A 12,661-nucleotide genomic window follows, 5' to 3' on the forward strand; every position below is an offset into this window, starting at 1 on the left:
GGATGAAAGCGCTCGGTTCAGGCCATGGCGCGGCGCCAGCCCAGGCCGGCCAGGGTGTCGGCGGCGGGCTTGTATTCGCAGCCGATCCAGCCGGCATAGCCCAGGTGGTCGATGTGGCGCAGCAACCAGGGGTAGTTGATCTCGCCCGTGCCAGGCTCATGCCGACCCGGGTTGTCGGCCAACTGGATGTGGCCGATGCGTGGCAGGGCCCGCTGCAGCGTGGCGGCCAACTCGCCCTCCACACGCTGGGCGTGGTAGATGTCGTATTGCACAAAGGCGTTGTCGGCCCCCACCTCGTCGAGCAGGGCCAAGGCCTGGTCGGTGCGAGTGAGGTAGAAGCCCGGGATGTCGAAGGGATTGATGGGCTCGATCAACAGGCGCAGCCCGGCCTGGCGCAGCGCGCCAGCCGCAAAGCGCAGGTTGCTCACCAGGGTCTGGCGCAGCAGCGGTTCGGCCACGCCGGCCGGTGCCTTGCCAGCCAGGCAGTTGAGTTGGCGCACCCCCAGCGCCTGGGCATAGGCCAGGGCCTGAGCGACCCCGGCGCGGAATTCGGCCACCCGGGTCGGGTCGCAGGCGATGCCACGCTCGCCGGCCTCCCAGTCGCCCGCAGGCAGGTTGTGCAGCACCAGTTGCAGGCGGTGCCGGTCCAGACGTGAACGGATCTCGCCGGCCTCGTAGGCGTAGGGGAACAGAAATTCGACGGCCTCGAAGCCCGCTTGCGCAGCGGCTTCAAAGCGGTCCAGGAAAGGCCGTTCCGTGAACAGCATGGTGAGGTTGGCAGCAAAGCGAGGCATGTGTTTGGTTCTCTCTTGGGTCAGGGCAGGAGGGGCTGCGGGGCGGACGGGCATCAATCCAGCATGGCGATGGCGGTGGGCGCGTCGGCCGCGCTGGCCGCCAGGTCTTCGAACTCGTTGATCTGGTCGATCTCAGTGCCCATGGCGATGTTGGTCACGCGCTCCAGCAGCAGCTCGATCACCACGGGGGTGCGGTGCTCGGCCATCCAGGCATCGGCCTGTTGCACCGCTGGCGCGAACTCTTCGGGCCGGTGCACACGGATGGCTTTGCAGCCCAGGCCCTCGACCACCTTGACGTGGTCCACGCCATAGCTGCGCGCGGGCTCGTCAGCGTCGGTGTTGAGGTTGTCGAAGGCCAGTTGCACGCAGTAATCCATCGAGAAGCTGCGCTGCGCCTGGCGGATCAGTCCGAGGTAACTGTTGTTGACCAGCACATGGATGTAGGGCAACTTGAACTGCGCGCCCACCGCCAGCTCTTCGAGCATGAACTGGAAGTCATAGTCGCCCGACAGGGCCACGATCCGGCGGGCCGGGTCGGCCACGCGCACCCCCAGCGCGGCCGGCAGGGTCCATCCCAGCGGGCCGGCCTGGCCGCAGTTGATCCAGTGGCGCGGGTGGTAGATGTGCAGGAACTGCGCCGCCGCGATCTGCGACAGGCCGATGGTGGACACATAGCAGGCGTCGCGACCGAAGGCATTGTTCATGCATTGGTAGACCCGCTGCGGCTTCATGGGCACCTGGTCGAAGTGGGTCTTGCGCAGGTAGTCGACGCTCTGCTTGCGCCCCTGGCACTCGGCCACCCAGGCCAGGCGCGGCGACAGGCGGCCTTCGGATCGCCATTCGCGGGCCACCTCGACCATCAGGGCCAGCGCGGCGCCCGCGTCGGACACGATGCCATAGTCGGGCGCAAACACGCGGCCGATCTGGGTCGGCTCGATGTCGATGTGCACAAACTTGCGGCCTCGGGTGTAGACCTCGACCGAGCCGGTGTGGCGGTTCGCCCAGCGGTTGCCGATGCCCAGCACGAAGTCGCTGGCCAGCAGGTTGGCGTTGCCGTAGCGGTGGCTGGTCTGCAGACCACACATGCCCACCATCAGCGGGTGGTCGTCGGGGATGCTGCCCCAGCCCATCAGGGTGGGGATCACGGGCAGTTGCAGCAGCTCGGCCAACTCGACCAGCAGGCCGCAGGCATCGGCGTTGATGATGCCGCCACCGGCCACCAGCAAGGGCCGCTCGGCCTGGCTCAGCAGGTGCAGGGCATGCTCCACCTGGGCCCGGGTGGCCTGCGGCTTCCAGGCCGGCAAGGGGGCGTAGGTGGCGGGGTCGAAATCGATCTCGGCCAACTGCACATCGATGGGCAGGTCGATCAGCACCGGCCCCGGTCGGCCCGAGCGCATCAGGTGAAATGCCTGTTGGAACACCCCGGGCACCTGGGCCGGCTCCATCACGGTGGTGGCCCATTTGGTCACGGGGCGGGCGATGGCACTGATGTCGACAGCCTGAAAATCCTCCTTGTGCAGGCGTGCGCGCGGAGCCTGCCCGGTGATGCACAGGATGGGGATGGAATCGGCACTGGCCGAGTACAGGCCGGTGACCATGTCGGTGCCGGCCGGGCCGCTGGTGCCGATGCACACGCCGATGTTGCCGGCCACGGCCCGGGTGTAGCCCTCGGCCATGTGCGAGGCCGCCTCGACGTGGCGCGCCAGGATGTGGCCGATGCCGCCGTGCGCCTTGAGCGCTGCATACAGCGGGTTGATGGCAGCGCCGGGCACGCCGAACGCCACACTCACGCCTTCTTTCTCGAGGATGCAGACTGCCGCCTCGATTGCCTTCATTCTTGCCATGTCATCTCCTTGGGTGAACCCACTGGGGGTGGCCGAAATTTAGGCGGCGCAGGCTTGAGCCGGAACGCCCGGGCAGACCATAAAATTTATTCGCTGGTGGAATGACTGTCGGATCGACGGCAGCGGACACTGGCACCCCGCACGAGCGCAAGGAGAACCCGATGGACCGTTTCGACGCCATGAACCTGTTTGTCCGGGTGGTGGAATCCGGCAGCTTCACCAAGGTGGCGAAAGAGTTCGCCACCACCCAGCCCACCGTCACCAAGCAGGTGGCGGCCCTGGAGGCCCAGCTCAAGGTGCGCCTGCTCAACCGCAACACCCGCGGGGTCAGCCTGACCGAACCCGGTGCGCTGTACTACGAACGTTGCAAGGCCATCCTGGGCCAGGTGAGCGAGGCCGAAGAGGTGGTCCAGGTGCGCCAGACCCAGGTGAACGGTCTGCTGCGCGTGGGCAGTTCGGTGGCTTTCGGCAGACGGGTGGTGGTGCCCCTGGTGCTGGAATTCATGGCCCGGCACCCGCAGGTGAAGGTGGACCTGAGCTTTGACGACCGCTACACCGACCTGGTGGCCCAGGGCATCGACGTGGCGATCCGCCTGGGCAAGCTGGCCGACTCGGGCCTGGGTGCACGCAGCCTGGGGCAGAACCCCTGGGCCTTGGTGGCCTCGCCCACCTACCTGCGGCGGCACGGCACACCGCGCAAGCCCAGCGAGCTGCGTGGGCATGACGCCTTGATCTACAGCAGCGTGCAGGGGGACGACTTCTGGCGTCTGCGCACGCCAGCGGGCGAGTTGGTGAACGTGCCGGTGAGCGGGCGCATGCGCTCCAACAACCTGTCGGCCCTGCTGGCCGCTGCACGGGCCCACCTGGGCGTCGCCGCCCTGCCCCGCTATGTGGCCGCCGAATCGCTGGCCAGTGGCCGGGTGCTGGAGGTGCTCAAGACCTGCCAGTTGCCCGAGCAGGAGATCCACGCCGTGTTCCCCTCGCCCCGCCTGCTGCCGCAAAAGGTGTCGTCCTTCGTGGCCTTCATGCAGGGGCGGTTTGAGGCGCGCTGGTGGGAGCAGTTGAAATGACCCTGCCGGGCCGGCGCCTCAATCGAGGATCAGAAGCGCCCGGAAATCGTTCACATTGGTGTGGGTGGGGCCGGTGATGACCAGATCGCCCAGGGCCTCGAAGTAACCATAGGCGTCGTTGCGGTCCAGAAACTGCTCCACTTTCAGGCCCTGGGCCTGGGCCCGTGCCAGCGTGTCGGGGCCCACGCAGGCACCGGCGTTGTCTTCAACACCGTCGATGCCATCGGTATCCGCCGCCAAGGCCCAGACCCGTGGCTGGCCCTGCAGGGCCTGGGCCAGGCCCAGGCAGAACTCACCCGCACGGCCGCCGCGCCCGCGCGGGCTGCCAGCGGGCTGCGGGCGGATTGTCACCGTGGTCTCACCGCCCGACAGGATGACGCAGGGGCGTGCAAAAGGCTGGCCATGCTGGGCCACCGAGCGTGCCAGCGCGGCGTGCACCTTGCCCACCTCGCGCGATTCGCCCTCGATTTCGTCGGACAGCACATAGGCCGCGATGCCGGCGGCACGGGCCACCTCGGCGGCGGCCTCCAGCGACTGGCGCGGGGTGGCAATCAACTGAACCTCGTGCCCTGCGAACACGGCATCGCCGGGCTTGGGGGTTTCAAGTGCACCGGCCTGCAACTGCTGGTGCACCGCCGCGGGCACCGAAATGCCGTAGCGGGCCAGAATGGCCAGTGCCTCGGCGCAGTGGCTGGCATCCGGCACGGTGGGGCCGCTGGCAATCACCGAAGGGTCATCGCCAGGCACATCGCTGATGGTGAGCGTGAGCACCCGCGCCGGCGAGCAGGCCGCCGCCAGGCGCCCCCCCTTGATGCGCGACAGGTGCTTGCGCACGCAGTTCATCTCGCCAATGCTGGCGCCGCTGTGGAGCAATTCGCGGTTGATGCGCTGCTTGTCCTCCAGGCTCAGCCCTTCGGCGGGCAGGGTCAGCAGGGCGGAGCCGCCGCCCGAGATCAGGCACAGCACCAGGTCGTCCTCGGTCAGGCCTTCGGTCAGTTGCAGGATGCGTTGGGCCGCGGCCAGGCCGGCCGCGTCGGGCACGGGGTGCGAGGCCTCGACCACTTCGATGCGCTCGGGCAGGCCGGCCGGTCGCGGCGGGATGTGGTGGTAGCGCGTGACCACCAGGCCCGACAGCGGCGCATCGGCCGGCCACAAGGCCTCGACCGCCTGGGCCATCGAGGCCCCGGCCTTGCCCGCCCCCAGCACCAGGGTGCGCCCCTTGGGCGGCTGGGGCAGGTGGCGCGCCAAGCCTTGCAGGGGCTGCGCCCGCCAGACGGCCTGCGCATACAGGTGCTGCAAAAAAGCCTGCGGATCAGCGCTGGGGCTGGGGCAGACAGCGCCCTGCAGATCGAGGGCGACGCGATGTTGGGGGGCTTGGGGTGTGGTCATGGCCCGATTGTGCCAAGCCTCGTGCAGCGGCTTGGCCCCTGGTCGGGTCAAAACTGCTTTACCTCGCGTCATGCACCGGTCACAGGCCCGGTTCAGAATCCCCCGTCTTCGTCCATCCCCAGGAGTGCTCTTGAACCGATCCTCATGCGAAGCCCAGGCAGTGGCCCGCGCAGCGACGCCGGAACACGGCCTGACCCTGGCACCTGGGCGCCTGGCCACCCTGATGGAACAGCAGGCACTGCACTGTGTATTTCAACCGATTGCCGACCTGCGCAGCGGCTCGATCTTTGGCCATGAGGCCCTGATCCGTGGCCCGGCCGGCACCGAATGGGAGCGCCCGGACGTGCTGCTGGCCCTGGCCCAGCAGGAGGACCTGCTGTTCGAATTCGAGGTGTTCTGCGTCCACACGGCCCTGGTGCAATGGGGACAGGCGGGCGAACCCGGGCGCTTGTTCGTCAACATCAGTGCCGACGCGCTGGTCGAGGCCATGCAACTGGAGGAGACCGAATCGCTGATCGGGGCTGCAAGGCGCTGTGGGGTATCCCCCCGCATGTTGGTGATGGAGATCACCGAACACGAGCGGGTCGGAGACATGGCGCAATTGCATGCCGCGGTGCAACACCTGCACGCGGCTGGCATCACCCTGGCGCTGGACGATTTTGGCGACGGACGCTCGAGCCTGCGCCTGTGGTCAGAGGTGAAGCCGGCCTACGTGAAGATCGACAAATACTTCACCCGGGCCCTGGACCAGCGCACCGAATGCCTGCAGGTGGTCAATGCCTTGAAGGGGATTTCAGAAGTGTTTGGCTCGGTGCTGATCGCCGAAGGCATCGAGACCACCGATGACCTGCGCGTGCTGCGCGATCTGGGCATTGCTTACGGCCAGGGTTACCTGCTGGGCCGCCCCGCCCGCGAGGTGGCGCAGCAGGTGATCGACGCCGCGCTGACCGTGATGCACGACCGCCGCGTATCCGTGCTGCCGCAATTGCAGCAGACCGCGCGCCCCGGGGTGTTGCGCCACCTGCCCGTGATCCAGGCGCCGGCCGTGGCCATGAGCTGCACCAACAATGAGCTGGCCGAAGTGTTCAAGGCCCGGCCCGAACTGCACGCGCTGGCCGTGGTGGACGGCGAACGGCCGGTGGGCCTCATCAACCGCCAGCAGTTCATGAACCACTACGCCACCCTGTACTTTCGGGAGGTGCATGGGCGCAAGCCTTGCCTGGCCTATGCCAACCATTCACCGCGGGTGGTGGAGCTGGACTACGACGTGGACGAACTGGTGGGCATTCTGACCTCGCAGGACCAGCGTTACCTGAACGACGGCTTCATCGTCACCGACAACGGCCGCTATGTGGGCCTGGGAACGGGCGACCAGTTGGTCCGCTCCGTGACCGAGGCCCGGATCGAAGCCGCGCGCCACGCCAACCCCCTGACCTTTCTGCCCGGCAACATCCCCATCAGCATGCACATCGACCGGCTGCTGGCCAGCGGCAGCGAGTTCGTGGCCTGCTATGCCGACCTGAACCATTTCAAGCCCTTCAACGATCAATATGGCTACTGGCGTGGCGACGAGATGATCCGCCTGGTGGCCCGGCTGTGCGTGAGCCACTGCGATGCCCGGCGCGATTTTGTAGGCCATGTGGGCGGCGATGACTTCATGATCCTGTTCCAGAGCAACAACTGGCAGCAGCGCTGCGAGGCCATCATCCAGGAGTTTGCGCGCGAGGCATTGGCCTTGTTTGACGACATCGCACGGCAGGCCGGCGGCATTGAAGCCGAAGACCGGCACGGCGTGAAGCGCTTCTTTCCGTGCACCACGCTGTCGATCGGGGCGGTGCGGGTGCTGCGCGGTCAGTACGAATCCGCCGAACAGGTGGCCAACGAAGCGGCGCTGGCCAAGCACGATGCCAAGCAGAGCCAAAGCGGCCTGCATGTGCGCGGCCCCCAGTTGCCGCCACCGTTGCTGTCGGCACCCTTGCGGCCCTTGGGCGTGCAACAGGCGGCCTGAGCGTCCGCAGCCGGCAGGCTCAGCGCCGGCCCAAGGCCGCCACGGCCAGTTGCAGGGCCAGCCGGTTATGGCGTTCGATCAACGGCGGCAGATCCAGTGTGGTGAGCTGTCCGTCGCGCACCACCACCCGCCCGTTGACCACGGTGTGACGGGCTTTGGCCGGGGCGCACAGCAGTAGCGCGCCCACGGGGTCGTGCACGGCGCCGCCTGCAAAGTCGAGACTGCCCAGGTCGAACACCGCCAGGTCGGCGCATTGGCCCACCGCCAGCGAACCGATGTCGGCACGGCCCAGCACCTCGGCCCCGCCCCGGGTGGCCAGCGCCAGCGCGTCGCGGGCCTTCATCTCGGCCGGGCCGGTATCGCAACCAAAGGGCTCCAGGGCCCGCCCGACCCGGGCCAGCAGCATGGCCTGGCGCGCCTCACCGAGCATGTGGGCGCCGTCGTTGCTGGCGCTGCCGTCCACCCCCAGCCCGACAGGCACGCCCGCGTCGATCATGCGGCGGATCGGGGCGATGCCCGAGGCGAGGCGCATGTTGCTGCAGGGGCAATGCGCCACCCCGGTGCGGGTGCGGGCAAACAGCGACAGGCCGGCCGAATCCAGCTTGACACAGTGGGCGTGCCACACGTCATGCCCCACCCAGCCCAGTTGCTCGGCGTATTCGGCCGGGGTGCAGCCAAACTTTTCGCGGCTGTAGGCAATGTCGTGGTCGTTCTCGGCCAGGTGGGTGTGCAGGCGCACGCCGTGCGCCCGGGCCAGCAGGGCCGATTCGCGCATGAGGTCGCGGCTGACGCTGAAGGGCGAACACGGGGCCACCGCCACCTGCACCATCGCACCATGGCGGGCATCGTGCCAGCGCTCGATCAGGCGCTGGGTGTCGCGCAGGATGGCATCCTCGCGCTCCACCACCTCATCGGGTGGCAGGCCGCCCTGCGAGCGGCCCACGCTCATGCTGCCGCGGGTGGCGACAAAGCGCATGCCGATGGCCTGCGCGGCCTCGATGCTGTCGTCCAGGCGCACGCCATTGGGGTAGATGTAGAGGTGGTCACTGCTGGTGGTGCAGCCGCTGAGCAGCAGCTCGGCCATGGCCACCTGGGTCGACACCTGAACCATCTCGGGCGTGAGCCCGGCCCAGATGGGGTACAGGCCGCGCAGCCACGAAAACAGCTCGGCGTCCTGCACCTCAGGAATCGCCCGGGTGAGCGACTGATACATGTGGTGGTGGGTGTTGACCAGACCGGGCGTGACCAGGCAGCCACGCAGGTCCAGCACCTCGTCGGCCTGGTCGGGCAGATCGGCAGCGGGGCCGATGGCCTCGATGCGGTGGCCGCGGATGAACACCGAAGCATCGCTCAACTCACGGCGCTGCTCGTCAAAAGTGGCCACGCAACGGGCGTTGCGCAGCAGCAGGGTTTTGCTCATGGGGGCCGTGCAGGGTTCAGGGGGCCGTGGGAGCACCGGCCTGGAACCAGGCGCCGATCAAGGCGCGCTCTTCGTCGGTGATGCCGGTGGCATTGTTCATGGGCATGATCTTGGTGACCACGGCCTGCTGGTAGACCGCCTGGGCATGGGCCTTGACCTGCTCAGGTGAATCCAGGCGCACGTTCTTCATCTGCACGGCTTCGCCGTGGCACATGTAGCAGCGGGCGGACAACACCTTCTGCACCTCAGCGTAACTCACGGCTGTCGGCGCTGCGGCGGCCGGTGCCATCGGCGCCGGGCGCAGCCAGGCGATCAGCGCCAGCAGGACCACCACACCGGCGGCGGCATACGGCCAGGGATGGGCGTTGCGGCCCAGCTTGTACCCATGGCGCATCACGAAGAACTGGCGGATGGCCGCGCCGGCGAACATCATGCCGATCAACACCAGCCAGTTCTGCGGGTGGGTGTAGGTGAAGCTGTAATGGTTGGACAGCATGGCAAACAGCACCGGCAGCGTGAAATAAGTGTTGTGAACACTGCGCTGCTTGCCGCGCTTGCCGTGGATCGGGTCGACCGGCAGGCCATCCTTGATCTGCTGCACCACGGTGCGCTGGCCCGGGATGATCCAGAAGAAGACGTTGGCACTCATCGAGGTGGCGATCATGGCGCCCATCAACAAGAAGGCGGCGCGGCCGGCAAACCAGTGGCAGGCCAGCCATGAGGCCACGCAGACCAGCACTAGCACCAAAGCGCCGACGATCGCGTCGCCATTCTTGCGCTGCCCGAACACCCGGCAGATGCCGTCGTACAACAGCCAGAACACCACCAGAAAGCCCAGGGCGACGGCGATGGCCTCGGCGGGTGCCCAATCCATGCGCGACTTGTCGATCAGGTAGGTGCTGGCGCTCCAGAGGTACGAAACGGTGAACAGCGAAAAGCCGGTCAACCAGGTGCTGTAGCTTTCCCAGTAGAACCAGTGCAGGTGCCCGGGCAGCTTGGGTGGCGACACAGCGAACTTGACGGGGTGGTAAAAGCCGCCGCCGTGCACAGCCCACAACTCACCACTGACACCCTGGCGTTTCAATTCAGGGTCTTCGGGCGGCGTGAGGCTGCTGTCCAGAAAGACGAAATAGAACGAGGACCCCACCCAGGCGATGGCGGTGATGACATGGACCCAGCGCAGCAGCAGGTTGGCCCAGTCGAGAAAATAGCTTTCCATTCTCAACTCCAGTGCCCCTGAACCAACAGGTCGGCACTTTGATGGTCTGCTCACCACTGCGGGCGCTGTGAACAGAAGTTGGGGCCGCGGCCATGGGTTGGAAGAACCCCAGCTCCGCTGCGACCGGATGCAGGAAGAGAACCGCTTTCACGGCCCCCAGGCGATAAAGTGTATACAGTTTTTGAGCACCATGGCGACGTATCGTCTGGCCCCGAGTCAGGGCTTTCCCGAGGCCCCCACAGGGCCCGGAAGCTTTTGCAATAACTGTGCCGCCACCGCCACGGCAATGACCTCCGGTTGCTTGCCGCTGATGCCTGGCACACCGATAGGACAGGTGACGTGATTCAACTCATCGGCGGTGAAGCCACGCTCCTGAAGGCGTCGCTGAAAGGTGGCCCATTTGGTCTGGCTGCCAATCAGCCCGACAAATGGCAGGTCACCATGCTCACGCTGTCGACGCAGGCAGGCGGCCACGATGTCCAGGTCTTCGGCATGGCTGAAACTCATCACCAGCACCTGCGAGCCGGGCACCAGGTCGGCCACGGCCCCCTGCACCGGATCGGAGTGCTCGGCCTCCGCGTTTTCGGGCAGATCGGCCGGAAAGATACCGTCCCGGCTGTCGATCCAACGCAGGCGAAACGGCAGTGGCGCCAGCACCCGCACCAATGCGTGCCCCACATGCCCGCCACCAAACAGGGCCAAGGGCTGGCCGCCTTGCGCCAGTTCGGTGCGCAGCCGCTCGCGATCGGCCGCAGTAACCCGCTCCAGGCTCAGGTGCACCACCCCACCGCAGCATTGCCCCAGACTGGGGCCCAGGGCGTGGCGCTGCTGCAGCGGCCAGGCGGTCGCGGGGTCGCGCAGGCCCTCTCGGGCAGCCAATGTGGCCACCAGTTCCAGGTGACCACCGCCAATGGTGCCGAGCACGGTCGCGGGCCACACCGCCATCCAGGCACCCACCTCACGGGGCACCGAGCCCTGGGTACGCACCACGCGCACCAGGCAGGCAGGTTCATCAGTCAGGCCTTGCAGCAGTTGGGACAGAGCGCTCATGGGCCCCGATTCTGCGGTCATAAAACCCTCCATCCAGAAAAAATGGCCTTACGGCAGATACGACTGGCAACAATCAGGGCGCAGTGCCGAAGGCACAATGCGCGCATGAACGGACCCGCCCCACGCTCAACCGACCAGCCCAGCCACCCCGTAACGGCCCTGATCCGCCGCCCCCTGTGGCTGATGGCCACGGCCTGGGCCGCCTTGCTGGCGGCCTGCGGCAGCGGCCCGACGCCGCCACTGAACGAGAACACGCCCGCCGCGGAAACGCCCGGCCCGGCCAGCACGCCCTCAGGCACCGGCAGTGTCCACACGATCAGCCCGGCCTCGGCGGCCAGCACCCCCAAGGCTTATCGGGTGGACGCTGCCCAGCACCTCTACAAACTCAATGCAGAGCGCATCTACGCCGGCAAGCTGCCGCCCATGTTGTACGCGGTGGGGGTGCTGCAGGTCAGCATCGACAGCCGGGGGCAGGTCACGCAGCTGCACTGGATGCGCGCGCCGCGCCATGCCCCCGAGGTGGTCACCGAAATCGAGCGCACGGCGCGCGCGGCCGCCCCCTACCCGGTGCCCGCCCGTCTGGGCAAGGTGGTCTACACCGACACCTGGTTGTGGGACCAGAGCGGCCGGTTCCAGCTCGACACCCTGACAGAAGGTCAGAGCGGCGGTTGAACCCGGATCCGCTTCAAGAGCCGCGGTAGGTCGAGTGGCTCCAGGGGCTGACCAACAAGGGCACGTGGTAGTGCTGATCGGCATGGGCGATGCCAAAGTCGAGCGTGACCTTGTTCAGGAACGGGGGTTCGGGCAGGTCGACGCCACGGGAACGGAAGTAATCGGCCACCTCGAACACCAGGCGGTAGGTGCCCGGGCGCAGGCTGTTGTTGTCATACAGCGGGCCGTCGGAGCGGCCGTCGGCGTTCAACACAAAGCGGCGCACCAGTGTGGCGTCGTCGCCCTGGGTGGTGAACAGCGAAACCCCCATGCCGGCAGCCGGGCTGCCGTGCATGGTGTCGAGAACGTGGGTACTGAGGCCCATGGGTGATCCTTTCGGGTGACAAGACAAGAGACGGCCACCGGGGCGACCGGACGGTTGATGCCATCAATCCTTGGCAGCAATCGTGAACTAAAAGTGTATACACTTTTTGAATTGGCAGCTATCATGAAGTCATGGACGCCTCCAACCCATCGACCACCCACGTCATCGTCGAGAGCCTGACCCGGGCCATCGTCGAACACCGGCTGCTGCCGGGCACCAAGCTGGCGGAACAGAAGCTGGCGGATCACTTCGGCGTGTCTCGCACGCTGGTCCGGCAGGCCCTGTTCCAGTTGTCGCAGAACCGCCTGATCCGGCTGGAGCCGGCACGCGGCGCTTTTGTCGCAGCGCCCTCAGTCACCGAGGCCCGGCAGGTTTTCGCTGTACGGCGCATGCTGGAGGCTGAAATGACACGCGCCTTTGTGCGTGAGGTCACCCCTAGCAAGATCAAGGCCTTGCGCGAGCATGTGGCCCGCGAAAAAGCCGCTGTGCAAGAGGGCGACGCCTCCGGTCGCACCGAACTGCTGGGCGACTTCCATGTGCGCATGGCCGAGCTGATGGGCAACGAGGTACTGGCCCAATTGCTGGGTGAACTGATTTCGCGCTGCGCCCTGATCACGTTGATGTACCAGTCGGCCAGTGCGGCCGAACACTCCCACGAGGAGCACGGCGAGATCGTCAAGGCGCTGGCTGCGCGCGACGAAGCCCTGGCGGTGCAACTCATGAACGATCACCTGACCCATGTCGAGGAAAGCCTCACCTTCGACCGCAAGCTGCCCACCAGCGACCTGTCCATGGCCCTGTCCTGAACTTCACCCCACCCGTCAGCCCTCC

At 67.0% G+C, this 12,661-nt stretch carries 11 protein-coding genes; 4 read left to right on the forward strand and 7 right to left on the reverse strand.

Annotation, left to right across the window (positions count from 1 at the left end; all coding sequences use genetic code 11):
- Window positions 1–17: 17 nt before the first annotated feature.
- A complete protein-coding gene (gene hyi / locus AC07PT_RS13755) occupies window positions 18–794 on the reverse strand; it encodes a hydroxypyruvate isomerase (RefSeq protein ID WP_494656971.1) in 777 nt (258 codons plus the stop codon).
- Between the two features lie 53 nt (window positions 795–847).
- Window positions 848–2,638 carry a glyoxylate carboligase gene (gene gcl / locus AC07PT_RS13760; protein WP_492347841.1) on the reverse strand — a complete coding sequence of 597 codons (1,791 nt, stop codon included), beginning with the start codon at window positions 2,636–2,638 and terminating at the stop codon, window positions 848–850.
- 161 nt (window positions 2,639–2,799) lie between these two features.
- Here gcl and AC07PT_RS13765 point away from each other — a divergent pair, with 161 nt between their 5' ends.
- Window positions 2,800–3,708 (forward strand): LysR family transcriptional regulator, encoded by a 909-nt coding sequence (locus tag AC07PT_RS13765; protein WP_492347840.1) that lies wholly within the window; start codon window positions 2,800–2,802, stop codon window positions 3,706–3,708.
- An 18-nt stretch (window positions 3,709–3,726) separates the two neighbouring features.
- Here the strand turns inward: AC07PT_RS13765 and AC07PT_RS13770 are convergent, their stop codons facing one another.
- Complete coding sequence (locus AC07PT_RS13770) at window positions 3,727–5,097, reverse strand: glycerate kinase type-2 family protein (protein ID WP_492347839.1); 1,371 nt, start codon at window positions 5,095–5,097, stop codon at window positions 3,727–3,729.
- Window positions 5,098–5,320: 223 nt separating this feature from the next.
- Between AC07PT_RS13770 and AC07PT_RS13775 the strand changes: the two genes are divergently transcribed.
- Window positions 5,321–7,105 carry a GGDEF domain-containing protein gene (locus AC07PT_RS13775; protein WP_494657039.1) on the forward strand — a complete coding sequence of 595 codons (1,785 nt, stop codon included), beginning with the start codon at window positions 5,321–5,323 and terminating at the stop codon, window positions 7,103–7,105.
- A 19-nt stretch (window positions 7,106–7,124) separates the two neighbouring features.
- Here AC07PT_RS13775 and AC07PT_RS13780 read toward each other — a convergent pair whose 3' ends face one another.
- From AC07PT_RS13780 to xdhC, 3 genes are all read right to left on the reverse strand, one after another.
- Window positions 7,125–8,525 carry an 8-oxoguanine deaminase gene (locus AC07PT_RS13780; protein ID WP_494656972.1) on the reverse strand — a complete coding sequence of 467 codons (1,401 nt, stop codon included), beginning with the start codon at window positions 8,523–8,525 and terminating at the stop codon, window positions 7,125–7,127.
- 16 nt (window positions 8,526–8,541) lie between these two features.
- Window positions 8,542–9,744, reverse strand: coding sequence for a urate hydroxylase PuuD (locus tag AC07PT_RS13785; protein ID WP_492347837.1), 1,203 nt, complete (start codon window positions 9,742–9,744; stop codon window positions 8,542–8,544).
- Window positions 9,745–9,960: 216 nt separating this feature from the next.
- Complete coding sequence (xdhC, locus tag AC07PT_RS13790; protein WP_492347836.1) at window positions 9,961–10,794, reverse strand: xanthine dehydrogenase accessory protein XdhC; 834 nt, start codon at window positions 10,792–10,794, stop codon at window positions 9,961–9,963.
- A 105-nt stretch (window positions 10,795–10,899) separates the two neighbouring features.
- Between xdhC and AC07PT_RS13795 the strand changes: the two genes are divergently transcribed.
- On the forward strand, window positions 10,900–11,466 hold the full coding sequence (locus AC07PT_RS13795; RefSeq protein WP_492347835.1) for a hypothetical protein: 567 nt from the start codon (window positions 10,900–10,902) through the stop codon (window positions 11,464–11,466).
- Between the two features lie 13 nt (window positions 11,467–11,479).
- On the opposite strand, the gene uraH is transcribed toward AC07PT_RS13795, so the two are convergent.
- The gene (gene uraH, locus AC07PT_RS13800; RefSeq protein ID WP_492347834.1) at window positions 11,480–11,830 is read right to left on the reverse strand and encodes a hydroxyisourate hydrolase; all 351 of its coding nucleotides are present in this window, start codon (window positions 11,828–11,830) and stop codon (window positions 11,480–11,482) included.
- A gap of 131 nt (window positions 11,831–11,961) precedes the next feature.
- On the opposite strand from uraH, the gene AC07PT_RS13805 reads away from it, so the two are divergent.
- Window positions 11,962–12,636, forward strand: coding sequence for a GntR family transcriptional regulator (locus tag AC07PT_RS13805; protein WP_494656973.1), 675 nt, complete (start codon window positions 11,962–11,964; stop codon window positions 12,634–12,636).
- Window positions 12,637–12,661 lie beyond the last annotated feature (25 nt).

This window comes from Curvibacter sp. GW821-FHT09D12 (assembly GCF_059416245.1).

What these genes read in the sequence shown, in the direction of transcription:
- AC07PT_RS13785 (WP_492347837.1), bottom strand. Translation starts at nt 9,744, where the DNA reads ATGGAAAGCTATTTTCTCGACTGGGCCAACCTGCTGCTGCGCTGGGTC.
- gcl (WP_492347841.1), bottom strand. Translation starts at nt 2,638, where the DNA reads ATGGCAAGAATGAAGGCAATCGAGGCGGCAGTCTGCATCCTCGAGAAA.
- uraH (WP_492347834.1), bottom strand. Translation starts at nt 11,830, where the DNA reads ATGGGCCTCAGTACCCACGTTCTCGACACCATGCACGGCAGCCCGGCT.
- hyi (WP_494656971.1), bottom strand. Translation starts at nt 794, where the DNA reads ATGCCTCGCTTTGCTGCCAACCTCACCATGCTGTTCACGGAACGGCCT.
- AC07PT_RS13770 (WP_492347839.1), bottom strand. Translation starts at nt 5,097, where the DNA reads ATGACCACACCCCAAGCCCCCCAACATCGCGTCGCCCTCGATCTGCAG.
- AC07PT_RS13765 (WP_492347840.1), top strand. Translation starts at nt 2,800, where the DNA reads ATGGACCGTTTCGACGCCATGAACCTGTTTGTCCGGGTGGTGGAATCC.
- AC07PT_RS13805 (WP_494656973.1), top strand. Translation starts at nt 11,962, where the DNA reads ATGGACGCCTCCAACCCATCGACCACCCACGTCATCGTCGAGAGCCTG.
- xdhC (WP_492347836.1), bottom strand. Translation starts at nt 10,794, where the DNA reads ATGAGCGCTCTGTCCCAACTGCTGCAAGGCCTGACTGATGAACCTGCC.
- AC07PT_RS13775 (WP_494657039.1), top strand. Translation starts at nt 5,321, where the DNA reads ATGGAACAGCAGGCACTGCACTGTGTATTTCAACCGATTGCCGACCTG.
- AC07PT_RS13780 (WP_494656972.1), bottom strand. Translation starts at nt 8,525, where the DNA reads ATGAGCAAAACCCTGCTGCTGCGCAACGCCCGTTGCGTGGCCACTTTT.
- AC07PT_RS13795 (WP_492347835.1), top strand. Translation starts at nt 10,900, where the DNA reads ATGAACGGACCCGCCCCACGCTCAACCGACCAGCCCAGCCACCCCGTA.